The organism is Enterobacter sp. SECR19-1250, assembly GCF_013391025.1.
Lineage (GTDB): Bacteria > Pseudomonadota > Gammaproteobacteria > Enterobacterales > Enterobacteriaceae > Enterobacter > Enterobacter cloacae.
In genome coordinates, this window is the sequence record NZ_JACASJ010000029.1 from 25,863 (window position 1) to 46,538 (window position 20,676).

The window sequence follows — 20,676 nt, forward strand, 5'->3', positions numbered from 1 at the left end:
TGAAAATTATCGTGTGGTGACGATGTTTTTCATTCACGGAAAACGCAGTTTTTGAGGTGTATTCGGGGAGGCGGTGCCTGGACAGGCTGCTCCCTGGAGAGAAATGTGCGCCGTTGGGTAAACAACTGCAGCAGAGCGAAGAAGATAATAATCGCCGGTAGCGCACCGTCAAAAAACAGCAGCTGGGCGCAAAGCAAAGACTGTGCGCCAAGTTGACACGGCGACGGGCCGGGCTGTTCAGCCTCCTGACCCGGGGCGTCAGCCATCATGAGCGTTTGCACCTGAGGATCCAGCCCCTGTAAAAAATGGTTGAGATAAACCGCACGCTGAACCAGGCAAATTGCCATTGCCAGACACGTGATTATCAGAAGCCATTTACCGAGAAGCTGACGGTTGCGCATAACGTTCCAAAATAACAAGACGCCCCGATCATAAACGATAGTGATGAATCTACAAGTCCCGACAGTGTAAGGTTTTGTCTGCCGGGAACATTACCCCCCTGTCAGCGCGTCATACACATCCCGCAATCGCGTGCGCAGGAACAGCACGGCCTTATGCTTACGCGATAATAACGCCTGCTCGCTAACCCCGGTTTCCCCGGCCAGCAATTTGATGCTGTAGCCATGTAGCTCCGTCTTCTCAAAGACCTCGCGCTGCGCTGCGGGCAGTTCAGCCAGCGCCTGCCCAGCTCTTCCCACAGCAGCGTTTTGAGGTACTCCTCTTCCGGGGTATGCGGAACGCCGAACAGGGTTTCAGCGATCTCATCTTCCGGAAAATCGTCATCCTCCTCGCCTGTGAAGCTGAAATAACCGGAGAGCGACACTTCACGCTTTTTCCGCGCCCGGTCGGTCATCTCATTTCGCGCCGCGCGAAACAGCCACGCGGCAACGTTTTCGACCGGCTGTTCCACCTTCATCAGCTGATACGTGATCTCCTGCAAAATATCGTCGGCGTCGTCACGTACCGGGGTTCTTCCGCGAATAAAGGCACTCAGCCGGGCGCGGCAGGCATTAACCGCCGACATCAGCAAGGATCCGCCCGCCTCCCCGGTTTTCATCTCGCTCACTCTGCGTCCGGCGCTTTTGGCGCGTTGTCTTCACGCTTGTCGTCACGGTGGCCGTGCCAGCCACAGTGCCCGCGACCATGGCGCCCAAATCCTTCCCGGCGCTGCTGCATGAACGCTTCACGCTGTTCGGGCGTCATGTTCATCCAGCGTTCGTGCATCCGGCGGTGCGCACCAAACATACCCGGACGGAACCCCAGACCACCAAACAGGATCCGGCTCAATATCAAAATGCCCAGCGCCTGCCAGAAGCCAATGGCTTTCACGCCGAGGATCGCCGGGAGTAAGGCGTTCCACAGGGACATCACCAGCAGGCCGAGCACGATAAAAATGACCGCGCCGATGACTAAGCCCTTGCCCATACGGTGGCGACCGAATCCGCGCCCGTGACCTCTGCCGTGCATATCAAACTCTCTCATGGTGTTGACCTCGTTTACAGTAACTGATTATGGCTTGTGATGAGGTAGACGGATGAGGAACAAAAATATTGCTAAAAATTTTTAAAAACATCGTAGTCAATGTGGTTTACGCTTTTCGCGACTGACGAATGGAAACAGCATAAAAATTAGAACCCGTAATAATGCCGATCTATTCGCGCTCTTAAATCAGGTTATTTATTCAGCAGGTTTGATATTGATGCTTTTTAAATGCCCTATTCCAGTTGTTGAGACTATTCCTATAATCACCCAAAAAACCTTCTATTTAACAAGAATCTAAAGCGAGGCTTAATTAACTGTTTTTAGTTAAAAGTTTGTAATCATTACATCTCTGTCTATTATTCATAGCGTCATACCCTGCAGCAGGAAATAGAAACAGACACATTAAAAAGGAGCAATCCAGTAATGATAGGCAGACTGACGAATTATATCCTCTGGTACCACACTGTTTGGGTGTTTATATTTTTATTAGTGGTCGGCGTGGCTGCTGGCGTATTTTTTAATGCCATACTGCATTTTCATGGGGATGACGCATTCCTGACAGGATTAATTTTCTTTTTATGCCCGGCGCTACTGGTATGCCTTCGGCTACATCGGCTATCAGCGAAACATCGCCAAAGATAATGCCCGTCACACCGGTTTTTGAATCAAAACACTTGGCAAAATTAAGCTGAAACCAACAAGTTAGCCGCGTTTATTGCCGGGTGGCGCTACGCTTACCCGGCTTACAATCCACAATAATATCAAGCCTGCACTGGCAAACTAAAACTCGAAATACTCCGCGTGAGCTGCTGGGCCTGCTCTTCCAGCGACGCGGCCGCCGCGGCGGACTGTTGCACCAGCGCGGCGTTCTGTTGGGTCACGCCGTCCATCTCCGTCACTGCCTGCCCGACCTGACTAATCCCGCGGCTTTGCTCTTCAGAGGCCACAGAGATCTGCTCCATCAGCGTGTTCACTTTATTGACGGAACTGATAATCGAGTCAATGACCTCCCCTGAGCGCCCCACCAGTTCGGCACCGTTTTTGACGCTGGAAACCGACTGGGCAATCAGGCTTTCGATGTCCTTGGCCGCCACCGCGCTTTTCTGCGCGAGCGTGCGAACTTCGCTGGCTACCACGGCGAAACCACGCCCCTGGGTACCGGCGCGCGCCGCTTCTACCGCCGCGTTAAGCGCCAGAATGTTGGTCTGGAAAGCGATGCTGTTGATCACGCTGGTGATGTCCTCGATGCGCTTCGAGTTTGCGGCGATGGTATTCATCGTTTCAATTACTTCACGCGTGACAGCCTCCCCGGTGTGGGCATTTTTCACCGCGTCCTGCACCAGTTTTCCGGCCTGATAGACGTTATCGGTATTATTGGCGACGGTCGCGCTCAGCTCTTCCATGCTGGCTGCCGTCTGGGTTAGCGCAGAAGCCTGCTGCTCGGTGCGCGAAGCCAGGTCGATATTCCCGGAGGCAATCTCTTGTGCGGCATGGGTCACGGTATGACTCGCGTCACGCACTTGGGCAATGGTTGCCAGCAGCGCCTGGCGCATCTGCTCCATAGAGCCCATCAGGTGATCAATTTCATTGCCGGAATTCCCCTTCACCGGCACCGGAATATCGAGTTTGCCTGCGGCAATCTGGCTGCAATGTTCACGTGCCAGATTAACCGGCACCAGAACAAGGCGTTTCATCAGCAGGCTGACGGCGACAATCACCAGCACAAACAGCAGTGCGATAGCGGCGATAATCGCCAGGCCAGAAACAAAGTTGCTGCTCGCATCTTCGTTCAGGCTTTTGGCATAGGCCTGGTGTACGGCCAGAACCTGGTCGAGGACAATCTCATACTGACGATCGAGGCGCGAGACTTCCGGTATCAGGGCGTTGAATTTGGCAATATCGTGCGCGGCGGCAGCATCAATGAGCGGTGCCAGCCCCTGGTTACGGTAATTCTGCCAGGCATCCTGATAAGCGCTTACCAGCGGCGCTTCATCCGTCAGACGGGGAGACGCCATAAAGGCAGCAAAGGCGCGATCGGCTTTGGTCAGTGCCTCTTTAACTGCGGCGAGTTTCGCAGATTCATCCGCTGATGCGCCCGCCTCTACCATCTTCACATACTCCATCACCCGGACGCGCAGCGTGCGGCTATGGTTGATGGGATCAATAATTGACAGCACCACCTGGATCTCTTTGTTCACGTTATCCAGGGAGTTATTACTTTTGATGATGAGGCCAACGCTGGTGAGGGTGCTGGCGATAAAGAAGAAAAGCAGCGAGAAAAAGACAATCAGGGATGATTTTTTTAACGACATGAACCGATACCTCAAAGAAAATTATTCCTTATGGTTATCGGCTAAACCAAAACTTAAATTAATTAAAGTTATTGATGTATCCCGTCGTCCGGCAGGGCTATTCTGCCGCTTTATAGCGCCGCTGCAGGGTGGCATCCAGTTTCCGCTGCACGGGCTCTGGTGTTTCACCGTCGATCAATTTCCCAATCAGATCAAAGCAGTGCCATGCAAGCTGACGATTATCCTGGCGCACGGTATCCACCGGGATCGTGAGCGAATCGTAAAGATAGTGATCGTCAAAGCTCGCTAACCTGATGTCACTTTGCAACAGATTGTGCTGCCCCATGTAGCGCAGCACCCCTTCCAGCAGGCCGCAGGCGGCGGTGAACAGGGCTTTTGGCGGACGCCCCAGGCGAGCACAGAGTTCGGCGAACATCTCGTAACCGGAACTCGGGTGATAATTTCCGTGAATGATCCACTCCGGGCGCAGCGTAACGTTCGCGTCGCGCAGACCCTGTTTAAACCCTTCAAGGCGGTCGCGCGTGGGGGAAAGCCGTGGCTGCCCACCGAGGAAATAAAACTCATCGGGGTGCTGGCGGGCAATGTCGGCCACCAGTTTGGCTGTCGGGGTAATGGAATCGGTGATCACCAACGGCAGCGAGCTGTCATTCATGTGGCGGTCAAAGAGCACCACGGGCAGCTGTTCACTCAGTTTCTGGTAATCCGCATCGTTGAGCATGCTGGAGGCAACAATCAGCCCGTCGACCTGACGCGCCACCATGTTGTTGACCACCACGGTCTCCTGCCCCGGATTTTCATCGCTACAGGAGATGAGCAGCTGAACGCCCGCCTCGCGGCACAACGTCTCCAGTTCGTGAGAAAACACGGCAAACCCGTAGTTGGTGATCTCCGGGACCACCAGACCAATGGTGTGGCTGCGGTTATCGCGCAGCGAGCGGGCGTGAATGCTGGGCTGGTAGTGATGCTCTTTCGCAATGGCCAGCACGCGCTCACGGGTCTCTTCCGCCACGCGCAGCTCTTTGCTGCGTCCGTTCAGTACCAGGCTGGCGGTGGCTTTTGACACCCCCGCCAGCTCCGCGATGTCTTTAATGGTGACGCGTTTTGTTTTTCTCACAACGACTTAGATCCGGCTGCCAAAACCGCTATTCTACCATGCAGCCGCGCAGCGACCAGTAGCGTAATGTGATGTCGGACGCACCTTCGAATCGCACCCGGGCCGGTTGGTCAGGAAAATAGCGACTGCTCATCACCCCTTCGCCGTGGTTGATGAAAATTTCGACGCTGGAGCGGTCGCACAGAACGCGCAGATGGTGAACCTCACCCAGCCAGTAGCGGGTTAACGTCTCACCCGTTTGCAGGCTGGCACGTTCCAGACGCAGGCCATTGCCATCGACCGTGAGGTGCAGCGCACCGGCAAAATCCAGTTTCGCGCAGGCAGCGCTCAGCTCGAACTCAAGGCGCGAGGCATCAAGCTCCGGCGCATCGCAGGCGTTGCCCTGCCAGTGCAGTTCCTCTTCACGCAGCATTTCCAGCTCACGCACCGGAGTCTGCCAGAGCTTGCCGTCGCGGTAGCGCAGCTCTCGCGGACAGGTCATCTGATGGATCCAGCCCTGTGCCCGGGTGGGCTGCAGCATCTCTTCCCCGTCAGGCACGCCCATCCAGCCAATCAGGATCCGCCGGCCATCATCCGCCAGCGTCGTTTGCGGGGCGTAGAATTCAAAACCGGCATCCAGTTCGTGTAACGCACCGTGCTTAAATGCGCCGCGCTGATAGTCAAACGCCCCGCTCATCCAGGCTGCCGGATAGGTGTTGAGATAACGATGCGGCTCACGCGCCAACCCCTGCGGGCAGCAGATCAGAACGTGCGTCCCGTCGAGGGCAAACAGGTCCGGGCACTCCCACATATATCCCGCATCCGTGAGTCCGTTGACGCCGTGACCGGCGATTTCTCCGCACGATTCCCACGTGTGCAAATCGGCAGACCTGAACAGCAGCACTTTGCCCCGCTTTTGCACATCCTGCGCGCCCAGCACCATGTACCACTGCCCGTCGTGCTGCCACACTTTCGGGTCGCGCACGTGGCCGGTGTAGCCATCCGGCAGCGCCAGCACCGGCCCCAGTTTTTTAAAGGTCCCGTCCGGTTGTTCCACCGCCAGGCACTGCCAGGCGGTGCGGCTGCCGTCATCGAACTTAACGTTGCCGGTATAGCACAGCGTCAGCATCCCGTTGTTGTCCACGGCGCTGCCGGAATAGCAACCGCTGCGGTCGTACTCTTCATCTGGCATCAGCGCCATCGGCTCGTGCTGCCAGTGCAGCAGATCGTGCGAACTCCAGTGCCCCCAGCATTTATACCGGTGATCGCAGCCCAGCGGGTTCCACTGATAAAACAGATGGTAGCGCCCGGCGAACCAGATAAAACCGTTCGGATCGTTCATCAGCCCCGTCACCGGTGCCGGGTGCCACTGCGGGTAGTGGCGGTCGGCACGCGCGCACGGTTGGCCTTTCATCACGGCCTGCAGCACGGCAGGCCAGCGGGAAGGTAATGTCATTATTCAGAGTCCGTTTTATATTTCAGCAGCAGCGAGACGGTAAACGCCACGCCAAAGGCAATCACCATGCCGATAATATAGTTGAGCAGCGAACTGGCCTGCACGATGGCCATCCCCGGCAGCGCCGTCAGCCCTACCGCCGTCATGTAGACATGCACCGACACCACCCATGCGCCGCCCACCGCACCGCCAATCAGCGCGGCCACAAACGGTTTCACGAAACGCAGGTTGATACCAAAGATAGCGGCTTCGGTAATGCCGAGCATGGCCGAGAACGCCGACGGTAAGGTAATGGCTTTGATTTTTGCGTCTTTGGTTTTAAACCACACCGCCAGGCACGCACCACCCTGCGCCACGTTCGCCATGGCCCAGATGGGCAGCAGGAAATTAACGCCAATCGACGGATTCCCCAACAGCCCGGCTTCAATCGCGTGGAAGCTGTGGTGAATGCCGGTAATAACAATCACGGAATAGAGCCCGCCGAACAGCAGACCGGCCAGCCAGCCCGCGTGGGTAATCAGCGTGCTCAGAATAAAGGAGATGCCATCGCCTAACGCGCGTCCCGCCGGGCCGATAATCAGCAGCGCGATAAAACCGGAGAGAATGACGGTCAGGAACGGCGTCAGGATCAGGTCTAACGCATCCGGGATGACCTTGCGCAGGTTTTTCTCCACAATGCTCATAAACCAGACGGCCAGCAGCACCGGGAACACCGTTCCCTGATAGCCAATCATGGCAATCTCAAGGCCGAAAAAATTCATGGTGTGGAAGCCGGACGCCACGCCCCAGGCGTTGGTCAGCGCCGGGTGAGTCAGAATGCCACCTAGCGTGGCGCCTAAATAGGGATTACCGCCAAACTCACGCGCGGCGGTAAAACCAATCAGGATCGGTAAAATAATAAACGCCGCCGAGCTGCACATATCCAGCATGATGTAGATGGCGTTATCGGCATTCACCCAGCCGTAGGTTTTCACCATTCCGAGCAGGCCCATCAGCAAACCGGACGCAACAATGGCGGGAATGATCGGTACGAAAATATTGGAAAGCAGGCGGGCAATGCGCTGGAACGGGTTGAGCTTACGCGCCGCGAGATCTGCCGCTTCTGACTTGCTGGATTCAGCAATCCCTGCCGCCTGAATAAAAGCCGCGTAAACCTTATTCACCACGCCGGTGCCAAAAATCACCTGCATCTGGCCCGCGTTACGAAAACAGCCTTTCACCCCCTCGACCTTGCCGATGGCCTGCTGGTCAGCAAGCGCATCGTCGACCAGCACCAGACGAAGGCGCGTTGCGCAGTGCGCGGCACTGGCGATGTTCTCTTTGCCACCGAGCAGCGGAATGAGCGCACGGGAAATATTATCAAAATCCATAGTTACCTCTGCCTGACTTCATTTTTATGATGTTTGATACGCTCCCGCCTGGCGGGAGCGTGAAGGGTTAAAACCAGGTTTCCATCTGGACCCCAAAGTTCCATTCCCCGCCAGCGTTAAAGCCGCTGCTGCCAAAGGCGTCATCGCTGGCGTAGTTATCCAGTTTGCTGCTCCAGTCCATCCAGGTGGCAAACAGGCGCAGTTCAGGACGGCTGAAGAAATCGCCAATTTTGCCCGCCTTTAAGGTCGGTGCGAAGGTCAGCTTGTAGAAGCTGCCGTTAACGGCGTTGCGATCTTTGTAGCCTTCCGGGTTCAAATCCATGTACTGATAGCTGCCCTCAAACGCCAGGGCGAAATTCTGCGTAACCTCTTTGATAAGGCGGGTATTGAGCGTAACCCACTCGTAGCTGTCGCCTTTGACGTAGCGGTCTTTACTGCTCTGGGCCAGTACAGCAGGCGCGATATGCCAGCCACCGCCGAGTGGCGTGACACCGTAACTTGCGAAGCGCCAGGTATCGGCTTCTGACAGCAGCGCGCCATCAGAGCCGATGCTTTTAACTTCTGCCCCCAGGCCGTGACCATACAGCAGCGCCGTTTTCGCTGAGCCTTCCCGCAGGCCGTAGAAGCTGTCATTGTGCAGACCCACCAGGGCATGCACGCCGGTGTTCGCCGCATCGGTTTTAATCAGATCGCCATTGCTGTCCTTGCGTTCGTCGTTATCCTTCGCCCGCAGGCCGCTCACCATCAGCTGGAATGGCCCGGTAAAGTGATTCATGCTGAGGATATAGTTCTGAACGTTGTTGTCGATCTGCTCTTCGCTGCCGAAGTTGCGCCCGTAAATCGAGAAGTTGCTGCGCAGCGTATCATTCCACTTCACGTCGTAGACACCGCCGCCGGTACCGGCGAGGAACACGACGTCAGAATCCAGCCTGTGAATATCAAAGTTATCGCGGTCAAAGCGTTTACCGGCCCAGAAGGTACTCCCTTTCAGCGCGCCAGTGAAATCAGGCAGATTGCCCAGCTCGGCAAAGGCCTGACGAATGTTAAGATCGCTGGTATCGGCTGACCAGTCGTTATAGGTCTTCTGCCCGTCGGCTAACATGGCCTTAAAGCGCGTGGTCGCCCCACTCTCCAGCGTCTGTTTGTGTTCCACATTTAGCTCAACGTAGGTATCCGCTTCGTTACCCAGACGACCGACCGCGCCCCCGGTTTCCCCGGCAGGCGTCAGATACGGACCGCTTTTGCTGCTGGACGCCGCATCATTCATCAGCAGGCCTGAGCGGGCATAACCGTGAAATTCAAAACCACTGCTCTGATCGGCTTTCTTTTCCAGCACCGTGGTACGCTGGGCCACCTCCTGGGTGGTGGTGCTGGGCGGCAACCAGCTGCTGCGTTTTTTGTTCTGCTGCCGTCGCGCGTTTCTCCGCATTTTGGGCGCGCATTTCCGCATCCTGAAGACGCTGTTCCAGCGCCGCCAGGCGCGATTCAATGCTTGTCATATCGGTCTGGGCAAAAACAGAGGTACTACCGGCCAGCATGCCAATCATCACGGCAAGTCTGCGTTTTTTATACATTTTGTCGCATCCCTAAAAAAAGTGTTTTGATAATGCTAAATTGCTAAACCGGTTTAGGTTGCTGATACTAAACCCGTGAATTTTGGATCGGCAATACTTTTTGCTAAACCGTTTTAGTAAGTGTGATCGAGGCGACAATTCAGGCCGCCGGTCGGCGGCCAGGAAGGAATTACAGGTTGCGACGGTACGGCAGCGCGGTCATTGCCCCTTTGGCCGTCGTGGCCAGTGCACCACAGCGCTGGGCCAGTGCAAGGGTTGTTGCCAGATCCTGGCCTGACGAGGCCAGGCCGAACAGCAACCCTGCGACGAACGCATCGCCTGCGCCGGTGGTATCAACACACGCTACCGGTGTGGCCGGATAGTGTGTCGTGATGCCCTCATGCCAGGCCATTACCCCCTCTTTACCCAGCGTCACCAGCACCAGTCGGGCCGGACAATGGCGCATCAGCGCCGCCAGACCGGTTTCGATATGGGATTCGCCGGTCAAAAACGTCAGCTCTTCAACGGAGAGCTTCACCACGTCCGCGCGCTGTAGCGCCAGTTCGAGGCAACGGCGAAGATCGCCCTCATCCTGCCAGAGGTCGGGGCGAATGTTGGGGTCGAAGCTGACAAAACCACCGGCTTTTTTAATTGCATCCATCGCCTGAAAAGTGGCAGAGCGACTCGGCTCCGCGCTGAGCGCAATGGAGCAGACGTGCAGCCACTCTTTGGCCCTGAAAGGCGGCAGATCGGTGGAATCGAGAAACAGATCGGCGCTCGGCCGAACCATAAACGTAAACGAGCGTTCGCCCTGTTCGTCCAGATCAACCACCACCGTTGAGGTGCGGTGAGCCGGATCGAGGCGCATCCACTGCACATCAACCTGCTCATCCGCCAGCGTTTTCTGCATAAAGCGGCCAAACGGATCGTCGCCAACCCTGCCAATAAAGGCACTTTTTCCGCCCAGTCGGGCGATGCCGACCGCCACATTTGCCGGTGCACCGCCGGGACATTGCAGCAATTTGCCGTCCCCCTCTGGCAGTAAATCCACCACTGCATCACCGAGTACCCAGATTTTATCCATGTCATCCTCGCAGCTAAACTATGTTAAACCGTTTTAGCTATTTAAACACAGGCTGACCAAAGGGGAAATAATCAGGAAGGAAAAAGCGTTATCGTACCAGGTGTGGCCAGTGAATATCGCCCACCCCGTTAAGCTGCGGCCGGGCAAACAGAAACCCCTGGAAACGGCGAATACCTGCGGATTCCAGCCAGCACCACTCCTCCAGCTTCTCAATGCCTTCCGCCACCAGCGTGATCTCAAGGTCGGTGCAGCAGCTCACTATCGATCGGACAATCGCCTGTTTTGGGCCGCTGAGATGAATATTGCTGACAATTTCCCGATCGATCTTGATTTTATCCGGCTGGAAGCGGGTAAGCAGCGAAAGCCCCGCATACCCGGAGCCGAAATCATCGATCGCCAGGCCAATACCTTCACCCCGAAGCTGTTTGATCTCGCTGTTGAACTTGTTAAAGCCGGAAATCATCTCGTTTTCAGTTACTTCTATGACCACCTGCTCCGGCTGAAGCCCGTGTTGTCTGATTTGCTCCACCAGAAACTCGACCGCCCCGGGCACCTTGACCAGCGACATGGGGAGTAAATTCACCGCAATTTTATGGCTGCCGATACCCAGTTTCTCCGCAAGCGCAAAGGCATACGCTTTGGTTTGCAGATCCACTTCGTAGAGCTTGTCCTGATCGAGCGTTTTGAAGAAATGTTCCGGGCTCCCGCCATCGTTGCCACGAATAAGCGCTTCAAGTGAACTGATTTTCCCTTCCGAGGGCTCGACTATCGGCTGCAGCGCAAACTGACAGATTTGACCGGCAATCAACCCCATGGCCTCACCGAAGGGCGCTTTTTCACATGCGAGCGTCCATTTTCCCGCATCCACCGGGTTCCTCGTCTGGCCGGTATGTTTCCCGGTGATAAAGGTCTGAATGAATTTGAACACCCGATCATCGGATATGAGATAGCTTTCCAGCTGGCTGTAATGCAAAACCGACTCAAGCACCTCTTTTGGGGACTGGACCTGCAGGTCAAACAGCAGCATGCCGACATTGTCAAACCGTCTGCGGGGGCCGTAGTCCCGCATCAGTTCGACGACGCCACTGTGGCGCTCATCATCGCGAATTCTGTGGAACAACTTCACGACGCTCTCTTCCGCGCCCTCAAGGATTTGCAGGACGTCACAGCCGTTCGAGAGCAGGACACCCGTGATGTTCAGTTTGGCATTGCGGCTTCGTGCTCGTTCTACCAGCGCGCTTAATTCCGCGGACCGGCAGGATAAATGTAACTGGCTTCGATAAATCAGCGTGGTGAGCACAGGAATGGGTTCCAGAATAAGGGAGGCGCCGGGGAAGTTACTGTTTAACATACTTCACCAGCGCTACCTAATAAATTAACGGCTTAAGGGATCACCCTTTTTCCTCCGTCCCGATGCGGTTGTCGATCCGCATCTTCATGTAGTCGTAAAACGGATTTGAGGTCACCCGCATCAGGGCATCTTTACCCACGCTCAGTACGGAGGTCTCTCCCCACAACAGGCTGATACCATAGCGGTTTTTCACGGCAGGATGCCGGCCATACAGATCGTCATCAGGCGGGAAAGGTACGGCGACATGCGAAAGCGAATAGACCTCCGGCGGATACTGCTGCGCCAGCGGCTCCACGGTCTCCTCTGTGCTGCCTGCGGGGATGAGCTTCGCGACCGTGGCGAAACGCTCCGCACTGGCGTTGGTAACAATCGTGACACTGTAACGTCTTTGCGCAGACGGCAACAACTCAGAGAGGGCCGTCCACGACGACGGCCGGAATAACGGGCGGAAACTCGCCGCCTGGTTGATATCAAACACCACCAGTTCACTGCCATTGGCCGGAAGCTGGTCGAATAACCCCGTGACAACCGCACGGGTACTGACGGTGGAATCCATCACCGACTGAAAGGCCAGTACCGGCGGCAACCGATCCAGCGTGTGGTTTGGTGCAGCGCGGCCAATCTGCTCCTGCAGCGCCTTCGTCAACAGCCACGACTGACGCGCCGCGTTTACCGGGAAAGAATTGTATTTGTAAGGGTTATACTCCGGCGCGATATTCAGCCAAGCCGCTTTCGCAAACGCCGGTAACAGTGCCGGTAAGCCTGCGAATCCGGCAAAGCGGGCAAACGCCGTGACGCCGATCATCGGTGACAACAACACCAGTTGCTGAGGTTTTCGCAGCGAAGGCGACTCCAGCGCGTCCAGGGTGTATTTCATCGCCAGCGCCCCGCCGTTGGAATAACCCACCAGATGCAAAGGAACGTTATCCCCCGCCAGGCGGGTGGCTTCGCGCACGGCAAGACGCGTCGCCGCCAGCCACATCTCCCAGTCAACGTTTGTCAGCGCCCCCGGCGCCGTCCCGTGTCCGGGCAGGCGCGGCACCACGGCCACAAATCCGCGCTGCTGATAATCAACGGCAAGGTGCTTAACGCTATAGGGCGAATCGGTGAGTCCGTGCAGTAAAACTACTGCACCACGCGGTTTACCGGCAGGCATCAGCACAAACGAGCGATTTGCATCCGGAGTAAATTTTCCGGGCCAAACCAGGCTCTGACGGTAGTAGCGGTTTAAGGCGGTACGCTCCTCCCCCTTCGTTTTTGCCGTGACCGCGTTATCCAGGTCGGTGAAGATGGCCTTTTCCCGGTCGAGATAGTCAGCAAAGTTCGCCTTATCCAGCTCGCTTACGCTCATTTCATTCGCACGCCAGGTATGCCAGAGATGTAACGCCGGCCCCTGCTGCGAGAGATATACCCGCACTGCCAGCAGCACAACCACGATAATCCCTATGACCATCGCCACTTTCTTTGCGAGAGCCATCAGGCGCACGCTGACACGCCAGGGCAGATTCGCCATGCCGGGTTCCTTCTCTTAGTCACTGTGTTTGTATCTTATCAAAAATGTGAAGGGGCTGAGGTATTCACCAAATTCATCTCTGTCGTATCCGACAATGCACCAAAAGTGAACTACGCCGCACAAATGTTGATCATTGGTTAATCAAATATTGCATGAAATTTACAGCACAGCGGCTTTTCGCCGTCATGTGAACATGGCACGCGTCATGCATTGTTAACCAGGTAACAGAATTCCGGCCATTGACAGCCGGTTAACAGCGAGGCGGTAATGACCACCAAACCTGAAATGCTGAACCGTATCGAAGCCACCTTCAGCCAGCTGACGCCCAGCGAAAAGCGTGTGGCAAGCTGGATGCTGGCGCACGCCGCGCTGATACCGTTTGAGACGGCAGAGAGCGTGGCGCTGACTACCGGCACCAGCGGGATCACCGTCGGGCGCTTCCTGCGCAAGCTGGGGTATCGCAATCTGGACGATGCCAAAAAAAGCCTGCGCGATCCTTATCAGCCCTGGGGAATGAACGAACGCCTGGACTCCTGGCAACAGCAGCGTCCGCTCTCGGATCGCCTCCAGCACTCCCTTTCACTGGAGGTGGACGCAATCACCCATGTTTATCAGCTGGCACAAACCGATGTCTTTAAGCAAATCGTCCATCAGCTCACCCATGCTGAGGCGGTGTTTGTGCTGGGTATTCAGTCAACGCGCGGGATTGCCAACGCCTTCTTCAGCCACCTGGAATATCTGCGCCCGCGCGTGAGCTACTCCGAGGGGTTATCCGGCAGTTGGGTTGAATCGCTCAACTCCGGTTTTGACCACCCTTATGTGGTGCTGACCGATACCCGCGCCTATTCCGCCATTGCCCGGCAGTACTGTCGTGTCGCAAGTGAGAAAAGTATTCCGATGGCCCTGATCACCGATATCTGGTGTCCGTGGGCGCGGGATTACCCTATTGATTTATTGCAGGTTAAAACCGATACCGGCCACTTCTGGGATTCGCTGGCCCCTGTGAGCTGTCTTTTCAACCTGCTGCTGTCAGGCGTGGTCCAGGCGCTGGGTGATGCGCTTGCAGACCGTCTGACGATAAACCGTGAATTACAACAAGAGTTTGGACAATTCGAACGCTAAAGGAGCGGAGCTATGCCCGAAGAGAGTGAACTGATTGATGTCGCCAGAATGTTTCCTGAGTTGCATATCGATCTGAAATACGCCACCGCCGACAACCTGACTGGCCGTCCCATTTATCAGGAGGCGCTGTGTTTGCTGCATACCGATGCCGCCACCGCGCTGGCGAAATCGATTGGCATCGCCACGCTCGCCGGACTGAAACTGGTGGTCTACGACGCCTATCGCCCTCAGCAGGCCCAGGCGCAGCTGTGGGATGCGTGCCCGAACCCGGAATATGTGGTGGATGTGGCCATTGGCTCCAATCACAGCCGCGGCACGGCCATCGACGTCACCCTGATGGATGAACATAACAACGTGCTGGATATGGGGGCCGGGTTTGATGAGATGGATGACCGTTCTCATCCGTATCATCCCTCTGTGCCGCCGCACGCCCAGCGCAACCGCCTGCTGCTTAACGCCATCATGTTTGGCGGCGGCTTTGTGGGGATCGGCAGCGAATGGTGGCACTTCGAGTTGCCAAACGCCGCCAGTTATCCCCTTCTTGACGATCGTTTCGCCTGTTTTCCGTTGACGCACCCCCCTCTTTAAACCTGGAGCACTGCCATGAAAACAACGCTTCTCACGACGCTTATCGCCGCCACGCTGGCCCTGAGCATGCCTGCTGCGCAGGCCGCCGTTCCGAAAGACATGCTGGTGATAGGTAAAGCCGCCGACCCGCAAACCCTCGATCCGGCAATCACCATTGATAACAACGACTGGACCGTCACCTATCCGTCCTATCAGCGTCTGGTGAAGTACAAGCCTGGTACCACGGAGGTCGAAGGCGATCTGTCCACGGGCTGGAAGGCATCTGAGGATCAGAAAGAGTGGACCTTCACCCTGACGGGCAACGCGAAATTCTCTGACGGCACGCCGGTCACCGCAGAGGCGGTAAAACTGTCGTTTGAGCGCCTACTGAAGCTCAGCCAGGGGCCGTCTGAAGCGTTCCCGAAAGATCTCAAAATTGACGCCGTTGATGACCACACGGTGAAGTTCACCCTCAGCCAGCCGTTTGCTCCCTTCCTCTATACCCTGGCGAATGACGGTGCATCGATTATTAACCCGGCCGTACTGAAGGCCAATGCCGCCGATGACGCGCGAGCTTATCTGGCGCAGAACACCGCCGGTTCCGGGCCATTTATGCTGAAGAGCTGGCAAAAAGGTCAGCAGCTGGTGCTGGTGCCTAACCCGCACTGGGCGGGTGATAAGCCCCACTTTAAGCGCGTCTCGGTGAAAATTATCGGTGAAAGCGCGTCGCGTCGCCTGCAGCTTTCCCGTGGCGATCTGGATATTGCCGACTCCTTGCCGGTCGATCAGCTTTCGGCGCTCAAGCAGGAGGGCAAAGTCGCCGTGGCGGAGTATCCGTCCCTGCGCGTGACCTATCTCTATCTCAACAACAGCAAAGCGCCGCTGAATCAGGTGGATTTGCGCCGCGCCGTCTCCTGGGCAACCGATTATCAGGGGATGGTGAAAGGCATTCTCAGCGGTAACGGCAAGCAGATGCGCGGCCCGATCCCGAATGGCATGTGGGGCTTTGACGCCACCGCCATGCAGTACAGCTTTGACGAGGCCAAAGCGAAAGCGGCGCTGGAGAAAGTCAAAGATAAACCGGCCAGCCTGACGTTTCTCTACTCGGACAACGACCCGAACTGGGAGCCTATCGCCCTCTCCACTCAGGCCAGCCTGGGCAAGCTCGGTATCAACGTCAAGCTGGAAAAACTGGCTAACGCCACCATGCGCGACCGCGTGGGTAAAGGCGATTATGACATTGCCATTGGCAACTGGAGCCCGGACTTTGCCGACCCGTACATGTTCATGAACTACTGGTTTGAGTCGGACAAAAAAGGTCTGCCGGGCAACCGCTCGTTCTATGAGAACAAAGAGGTCGATTCCCTGCTGCAGGCGGCGCTGAAAACCACGGACCAGGCGGAGCGCACCCGCGATTACCAGCAGGCGCAGAAGATTGTGATTGACGAAGCGGCCTACGTTTATCTGTTCCAGAAGAACTACCAGCTGGCAATGAACAAAGAGGTCAAAGGCTTCACCTTTAATCCAATGCTCGAGCAGGTGTTCAACATCGCCACCATGAGCAAGTAACGGTTTCGCCGGGGGAAAGTGTATGACGTTCTGGAGCATTGTGCGCCAGCGCTGCTGGGGGTTAATCCTGGTAGTAGCCGGTGTCTGTATCATCACCTTTATCATTTCACACCTGATCCCCGGCGATCCGGCCCGCCTGCTGGCCGGTGACCGTGCCAGCGACGAGATTGTGCAAAACATTCGCCAGCAACTGGGACTGGATCAGCCGCTCTATATCCAGTTTGGCCGCTATGTGGACGCCCTGGCGCACGGCGATTTAGGGACCTCTATCCGTACCGGGCGGCCGGTGGCGGAAGATTTAAAAGCCTTCTTCCCTGCCACGCTGGAGCTGGCGTTCTGTTCCCTGCTGCTGGCGCTGGTGATCGGCGTTCCGCTGGGGATTTTATCGGCGGTCTACCGTAACCGCTGGCTGGATCATCTGGTACGGCTGATGGCGATGACCGGGATCTCCACACCGGCCTTCTGGCTGGGTTTGGGCGTCATCGTCTTGTTCTACGGCCATCTTCAGCTTCTGCCCGGCGGCGGCAGGCTGGACGACTGGCTCGACCCGCCGGCCCACGTGACGGGCTTTTATCTGCTGGATGCCCTGCTGGAGGGTAACGGCGAGGTCTTTTTCAACGCCCTGCAACACCTGATTTTACCGTCACTGACGCTGGCGTTTGTTCATCTTGGCATCGTGGCGCGTCAGGTACGTTCCGCCATGCTGGAGCAGCTCAGCGAAGATTACATTCGCACCGCCCGCGCCAGCGGCTTGCCGGGCTGGTATATCGTCCTGCGGTATGCCCTGCCGAATGCGATGATCCCGTCCATTACCGTACTCGGGCTGGCGCTGGGCGATCTGCTTTATGGTGCAGTACTGACCGAAACCGTCTTTGCCTGGCCAGGCATGGGCGCCTGGGTGGTGACCTCCATTCAGGCGCTGGATTTCCCTGCCGTCATGGGCTTCGCCGTGGTGGTTTCACTGGCCTATGTGGTCGTCAATCTGGTGGTTGATCTGCTCTATCTGTGGATTGACCCTCGTATCGGGCGCGGAGGTGCCGAATGATGTTGACTGAGGAAACGCCCGTCCCCGTAAACACAACGAAACCGGGCATCGACTGGTCAAGGCTGTTCTGGATGCTGCGTCAAAGCCCGCTCACGCTGATCGGCGGGGTGATTATGCTGGTGATGCTGTTGCTGATGGTAACTTCACCGTGGATCGTCCCCCATGATCCGAACGCGCTGGATCTCACTGCCCGGTTGCAGGCCCCGTCTGCGCAACACTGGTTTGGTACCGATGAAGTCGGACGCGATCTGTTCAGCCGCGTGCTGGTCGGTAGCCAGCAATCCATTACCGCCGGGCTGGCGGTGGTGGTGATTGCCGGGAGTATCGGCTCGCTGCTGGGCTGTTTGTCCGGCGTGCTGGGCGGGCGCGGCGATGCCATCATTATGCGGGTGATGGACATTATGCTCTCCATTCCCTCCCTGGTACTGACCATGGCGCTGGCGGCGGCGCTTGGGCCGAGTCTGTTTAACGCCATGCTGGCGATTGCGATTGTGCGTATCCCGTTTTACGTTCGCCTGGCGCGCGGGCAAACCCTGGTGGTGCGCCAGTTTACCTATGTGCAGGCCGCGCGCACATTTGGCGCGTCGCGCTGGCATTTGATCAGCTGGCACATTCTGCGTAACGCCCTGCCACCGCTGATCGTGCAGGCCTCACTGGATATTGGCAGCGCCATTCTGATGGCCGCCACGCTGGGCTTTATCGGCCTTGGGGCACAGCAGCCCACCGCCGAATGGGGAGCGATGGTGGCCGTGGGCCGCAACTATGTGCTCGACCAGTGGTGGTACTGCGCCTTTCCTGGTGCGGCAATTCTGATCACTGCCGTCGGGTTTAATCTGTTTGGTGACGGCATTCGCGACCTGCTGGATCCGAAATCGGGAGGAAAACAGGCATGAGCGAAGCAGTATTAACCATTGAAGATTTACACCTGAGCTTCCCGATATTTCGCGGTGAAGTTCACGCCCTGAACCACGTATCGCTGGAGATCAAACGCGGCGAGATTGTTGGAGTAGTGGGCGAATCCGGCTCCGGAAAATCGGTAACGGCGATGCTGACCATGCGTCTGCTGCCGGAGGGCAGTTACCGGATCCATCGCGGGCAGGTAAAACTGTTGGGTGAAGATGTCCTGAATGCTTCGGAGAAACAACTCCGCCAGTGGCGCGGTGCCAAAGTGGCGATGATTTTTCAGGAGCCGATGACAGCGCTGAACCCAACGCGACGAATTGGCAAACAGATGGTGGAAGTGATCCGCCAGCATCAGCCCCTTTCACGGCGTGATGCCGGAAAAAAAGCGATCACCCTGCTGGAAGAGATGCAGATCCCGGATGCGGCGGAGGTCATGGAACGTTATCCGTTCGAGCTGTCCGGTGGCATGCGCCAGCGGGTGATGATTGCGCTGGCCTTCTCCTGCGAGCCTGAACTGATTATTGCCGATGAGCCGACCACCGCACTGGACGTCACCGTCCAGCTACAGGTACTGCGATTGCTGAAGCATAAAGCGCGGGCCAGCGGAACCTCGGTACTGTTTATCAGTCACGATATGGCGGTGGTTTCACAGCTCTGCGATCGGATGTATGTCATGTACGCCGGGAGCGTGATTGAAAGCGGCACCACGCAAACGCTGATCCACCATCCCGTTCATCCCTATTCCATCGGCCTGCTGCAGTGTGCGCCTGAAAACGGCGAGCCGCGCGAGATGCTGCCTGCCATCCCCGGTACGGTGCCCAATCTTAGCCAGCTTCCGCGGGGGTGTGCTTTTCGGGAGCGCTGTTTTGCTGCGGGCGTAAAATGCACTGAAACGCCGCGCTTACTGCCTCAGGGGGCCGAAGGCCAGCGGGCAGCCTGCTGGTATCCGCAACAGGAGAAAACCCATGTCTGACGTACTGCTGGAACTGGATCGCGTGCACGTTAACTTTCCCGCACGCAAAAACTGGCTGGGGCGGGTCACGGAACAGGTGCATGCTCTTAACGGGCTGGATCTTCAGATCCATCGCGGCGAAACGCTGGGGATTGTTGGCGAATCCGGCTGTGGTAAAAGCACGCTGGCGCAGCTTTTAATGGGGATGCTCAAACCCAGTGCCGGCCTGTGTGCACGGACAAACCACGCGGGCGGTATGCAGATGGTGTTCCAGGATCCCCTCTCGTCGCTTGACCCGCGCCTGCCGGTCTGGCGCATTATCACCGAGCCGGTGTGGGTGCAAAAACGCAGCAGCGAACGGGAACGACGTCAGCTTGCTGAAAACCTGGCGCAGCAGGTCCGTATCCGCCCGGAATATCTCGACCGCCTGCCGCACGCCTTTTCCGGCGGGCAGCGCCAGCGTATTGCTATCGCCCGCGCTCTTTCCTCTGACCCGGACATCATCGTGCTGGATGAGCCCACCAGCGCGCTGGATATTTCCGTACAGGCGCAGATCCTCAATTTACTGGTGAAGCTACAGCAGGAACGCAACCTGACCTATGTGCTGATATCCCATAACGTCTCGGTTGTCAGGCACATGAGCGATCGCGTGGCGGTGATGTATCTGGGGCAGATTGTCGAACTGGGCACGGCAGCACAGGTGCTGGTTACGCCGCGTCATCCCTACACCCGGCTGCTGCTCGATTCCGTTCCCAGAACCGGTGAGTCGCTGGATGAAAACCTGGCGCTGCGTAAAACGGAGCTCCCGGGGAACCGCCATCTGCCCGAGGGGTGCTATTTCCGCGACCGTTGTCCGCAGGCCACGCAGGGGTGTGAACGCCCGCAGCCGCTACAACCTTCACACGAGGGCCGTAGCGTGCGCTGCTGGCGTAATGTGGATTAATTGCCACGTAGCGCGGCAATTTTAGCCGGCTGTATTTTTGAGAATCACGTCACTGCAACTGAAGAAGGTCTCGCGCGCGGGATCTTCATGACGTGCCCAGGCAATATAAATAATGGCTTTCTTACCGGTGGTATAACCTTCCGGTAATTTGACATCGAGTTTGTAGTGACCGGGTACGGCTTTCGTACCATCTGAATGAGATAATAACACAAGGAATGAATTTTACCGGTATGCCAGAGGATAATGGAATACGGTTAATTGCTTTTCGATATTAAAGGGATAGCCGGGCCTTCGCCCGGCTCAGGCTTAGGGAAGGTGCGAACAAGTTCCTGATATGAGATCATCATATTCATCCGGAGCG

General features: G+C 56.7%; 17 protein-coding genes and 2 pseudogenes. 7 read left to right on the forward strand and 12 right to left on the reverse strand.

The features are described 5' to 3' along the window. Positions 1–29: 29 nt before the first annotated feature. The 11 genes and pseudogenes from HX884_RS09990 to HX884_RS10040 all read right to left on the reverse strand — a co-directional run bounded on the left by HX884_RS09990 (position 30) and on the right by HX884_RS10040 (position 13,214). Complete coding sequence (locus tag HX884_RS09990; protein ID WP_178328075.1) at positions 30–401, reverse strand: hypothetical protein; 372 nt, start codon at positions 399–401, stop codon at positions 30–32. Between the two features lie 90 nt (positions 402–491). Then, positions 492–1,057, reverse strand: a pseudogene (locus tag HX884_RS09995) (RNA polymerase sigma factor). A 5-nt stretch (positions 1,058–1,062) separates the two neighbouring features. Beyond that, positions 1,063–1,482 (reverse strand): hypothetical protein, encoded by a 420-nt coding sequence (locus tag HX884_RS10000; RefSeq protein WP_013096556.1) that lies wholly within the window; start codon positions 1,480–1,482, stop codon positions 1,063–1,065. Positions 1,483–2,243: 761 nt separating this feature from the next. After that, the gene (locus tag HX884_RS10005; RefSeq protein ID WP_178328076.1) at positions 2,244–3,794 is read right to left on the reverse strand and encodes a methyl-accepting chemotaxis protein; all 1,551 of its coding nucleotides are present in this window, start codon (positions 3,792–3,794) and stop codon (positions 2,244–2,246) included. Between the two features lie 97 nt (positions 3,795–3,891). Continuing rightward, positions 3,892–4,908 (reverse strand): LacI family DNA-binding transcriptional regulator, encoded by a 1,017-nt coding sequence (locus tag HX884_RS10010; protein ID WP_020688679.1) that lies wholly within the window; start codon positions 4,906–4,908, stop codon positions 3,892–3,894. A gap of 28 nt (positions 4,909–4,936) precedes the next feature. After that, the gene (locus tag HX884_RS10015) at positions 4,937–6,343 is read right to left on the reverse strand and encodes a sucrose-6-phosphate hydrolase (RefSeq protein ID WP_178328077.1); all 1,407 of its coding nucleotides are present in this window, start codon (positions 6,341–6,343) and stop codon (positions 4,937–4,939) included. Continuing rightward, positions 6,343–7,713 (reverse strand): sucrose-specific PTS transporter subunit IIBC, encoded by a 1,371-nt coding sequence (locus tag HX884_RS10020; protein WP_178328078.1) that lies wholly within the window; start codon positions 7,711–7,713, stop codon positions 6,343–6,345. The genes HX884_RS10015 and HX884_RS10020 overlap by 1 nt, the downstream gene beginning before the upstream one ends. A gap of 67 nt (positions 7,714–7,780) precedes the next feature. Continuing rightward, a pseudogene (locus tag HX884_RS10025) lies at positions 7,781–9,287 on the reverse strand (carbohydrate porin). Positions 9,288–9,456: 169 nt separating this feature from the next. Further along, entirely contained in the window at positions 9,457–10,350 is an 894-nt protein-coding gene (locus HX884_RS10030) for an aminoimidazole riboside kinase (RefSeq protein WP_178328079.1), read from the reverse strand. Between the two features lie 88 nt (positions 10,351–10,438). Further along, the gene (locus tag HX884_RS10035) at positions 10,439–11,650 is read right to left on the reverse strand and encodes a diguanylate phosphodiesterase (protein WP_178328087.1); all 1,212 of its coding nucleotides are present in this window, start codon (positions 11,648–11,650) and stop codon (positions 10,439–10,441) included. A gap of 91 nt (positions 11,651–11,741) precedes the next feature. Continuing rightward, positions 11,742–13,214 carry a carboxylesterase gene (locus tag HX884_RS10040; RefSeq protein ID WP_178328080.1) on the reverse strand — a complete coding sequence of 491 codons (1,473 nt, stop codon included), beginning with the start codon at positions 13,212–13,214 and terminating at the stop codon, positions 11,742–11,744. A gap of 267 nt (positions 13,215–13,481) precedes the next feature. Here HX884_RS10040 and HX884_RS10045 point away from each other — a divergent pair, with 267 nt between their 5' ends. The 7 genes from HX884_RS10045 to HX884_RS10075 are packed head-to-tail and all read left to right on the forward strand — an operon-like array spanning position 13,482 to position 20,315. After that, entirely contained in the window at positions 13,482–14,336 is an 855-nt protein-coding gene (locus HX884_RS10045; protein WP_013096546.1) for a MurR/RpiR family transcriptional regulator, read from the forward strand. Between the two features lie 12 nt (positions 14,337–14,348). Further along, the gene (gene ddpX / locus HX884_RS10050; protein ID WP_095455248.1) at positions 14,349–14,924 is read left to right on the forward strand and encodes a D-alanyl-D-alanine dipeptidase; all 576 of its coding nucleotides are present in this window, start codon (positions 14,349–14,351) and stop codon (positions 14,922–14,924) included. A 15-nt stretch (positions 14,925–14,939) separates the two neighbouring features. After that, the gene (locus HX884_RS10055; protein WP_178328081.1) at positions 14,940–16,472 is read left to right on the forward strand and encodes an ABC transporter substrate-binding protein; all 1,533 of its coding nucleotides are present in this window, start codon (positions 14,940–14,942) and stop codon (positions 16,470–16,472) included. A 22-nt stretch (positions 16,473–16,494) separates the two neighbouring features. Next, the gene (locus HX884_RS10060) at positions 16,495–17,517 is read left to right on the forward strand and encodes an ABC transporter permease (RefSeq protein WP_013096543.1); all 1,023 of its coding nucleotides are present in this window, start codon (positions 16,495–16,497) and stop codon (positions 17,515–17,517) included. Then, on the forward strand, positions 17,514–18,410 hold the full coding sequence (gene ddpC / locus HX884_RS10065; protein ID WP_178328082.1) for a D,D-dipeptide ABC transporter permease: 897 nt from the start codon (positions 17,514–17,516) through the stop codon (positions 18,408–18,410). The genes HX884_RS10060 and ddpC overlap by 4 nt, the downstream gene beginning before the upstream one ends. Continuing rightward, on the forward strand, positions 18,407–19,393 hold the full coding sequence (locus HX884_RS10070; RefSeq protein ID WP_020688688.1) for an ABC transporter ATP-binding protein: 987 nt from the start codon (positions 18,407–18,409) through the stop codon (positions 19,391–19,393). Before ddpC ends, HX884_RS10070 begins: the two co-directional genes overlap by 4 nt. Beyond that, positions 19,386–20,315, forward strand: coding sequence for an ABC transporter ATP-binding protein (locus HX884_RS10075; RefSeq protein ID WP_178328083.1), 930 nt, complete (start codon positions 19,386–19,388; stop codon positions 20,313–20,315). The genes HX884_RS10070 and HX884_RS10075 overlap by 8 nt, the downstream gene beginning before the upstream one ends. Before the next feature lie 21 nt (positions 20,316–20,336). Here the strand turns inward: HX884_RS10075 and HX884_RS27620 are convergent, their stop codons facing one another. Next, entirely contained in the window at positions 20,337–20,525 is a 189-nt protein-coding gene (locus HX884_RS27620; RefSeq protein ID WP_178328084.1) for a lytic polysaccharide monooxygenase, read from the reverse strand. Positions 20,526–20,676 lie beyond the last annotated feature (151 nt).

What these genes read in the sequence shown, in the direction of transcription:
- HX884_RS10070 (WP_020688688.1), top strand. Translation starts at nt 18,407, where the DNA reads ATGAGCGAAGCAGTATTAACCATTGAAGATTTACACCTGAGCTTCCCG.
- HX884_RS10015 (WP_178328077.1), bottom strand. Translation starts at nt 6,343, where the DNA reads ATGACATTACCTTCCCGCTGGCCTGCCGTGCTGCAGGCCGTGATGAAA.
- HX884_RS10045 (WP_013096546.1), top strand. Translation starts at nt 13,482, where the DNA reads ATGACCACCAAACCTGAAATGCTGAACCGTATCGAAGCCACCTTCAGC.
- HX884_RS09990 (WP_178328075.1), bottom strand. Translation starts at nt 401, where the DNA reads ATGCGCAACCGTCAGCTTCTCGGTAAATGGCTTCTGATAATCACGTGT.
- HX884_RS10030 (WP_178328079.1), bottom strand. Translation starts at nt 10,350, where the DNA reads ATGGATAAAATCTGGGTACTCGGTGATGCAGTGGTGGATTTACTGCCA.
- HX884_RS10040 (WP_178328080.1), bottom strand. Translation starts at nt 13,214, where the DNA reads ATGGCGAATCTGCCCTGGCGTGTCAGCGTGCGCCTGATGGCTCTCGCA.
- HX884_RS10060 (WP_013096543.1), top strand. Translation starts at nt 16,495, where the DNA reads ATGACGTTCTGGAGCATTGTGCGCCAGCGCTGCTGGGGGTTAATCCTG.
- HX884_RS10000 (WP_013096556.1), bottom strand. Translation starts at nt 1,482, where the DNA reads ATGAGAGAGTTTGATATGCACGGCAGAGGTCACGGGCGCGGATTCGGT.
- HX884_RS10075 (WP_178328083.1), top strand. Translation starts at nt 19,386, where the DNA reads ATGTCTGACGTACTGCTGGAACTGGATCGCGTGCACGTTAACTTTCCC.
- ddpC (WP_178328082.1), top strand. Translation starts at nt 17,514, where the DNA reads ATGATGTTGACTGAGGAAACGCCCGTCCCCGTAAACACAACGAAACCG.
- ddpX (WP_095455248.1), top strand. Translation starts at nt 14,349, where the DNA reads ATGCCCGAAGAGAGTGAACTGATTGATGTCGCCAGAATGTTTCCTGAG.
- HX884_RS10020 (WP_178328078.1), bottom strand. Translation starts at nt 7,713, where the DNA reads ATGGATTTTGATAATATTTCCCGTGCGCTCATTCCGCTGCTCGGTGGC.
- HX884_RS10055 (WP_178328081.1), top strand. Translation starts at nt 14,940, where the DNA reads ATGAAAACAACGCTTCTCACGACGCTTATCGCCGCCACGCTGGCCCTG.
- HX884_RS10005 (WP_178328076.1), bottom strand. Translation starts at nt 3,794, where the DNA reads ATGTCGTTAAAAAAATCATCCCTGATTGTCTTTTTCTCGCTGCTTTTC.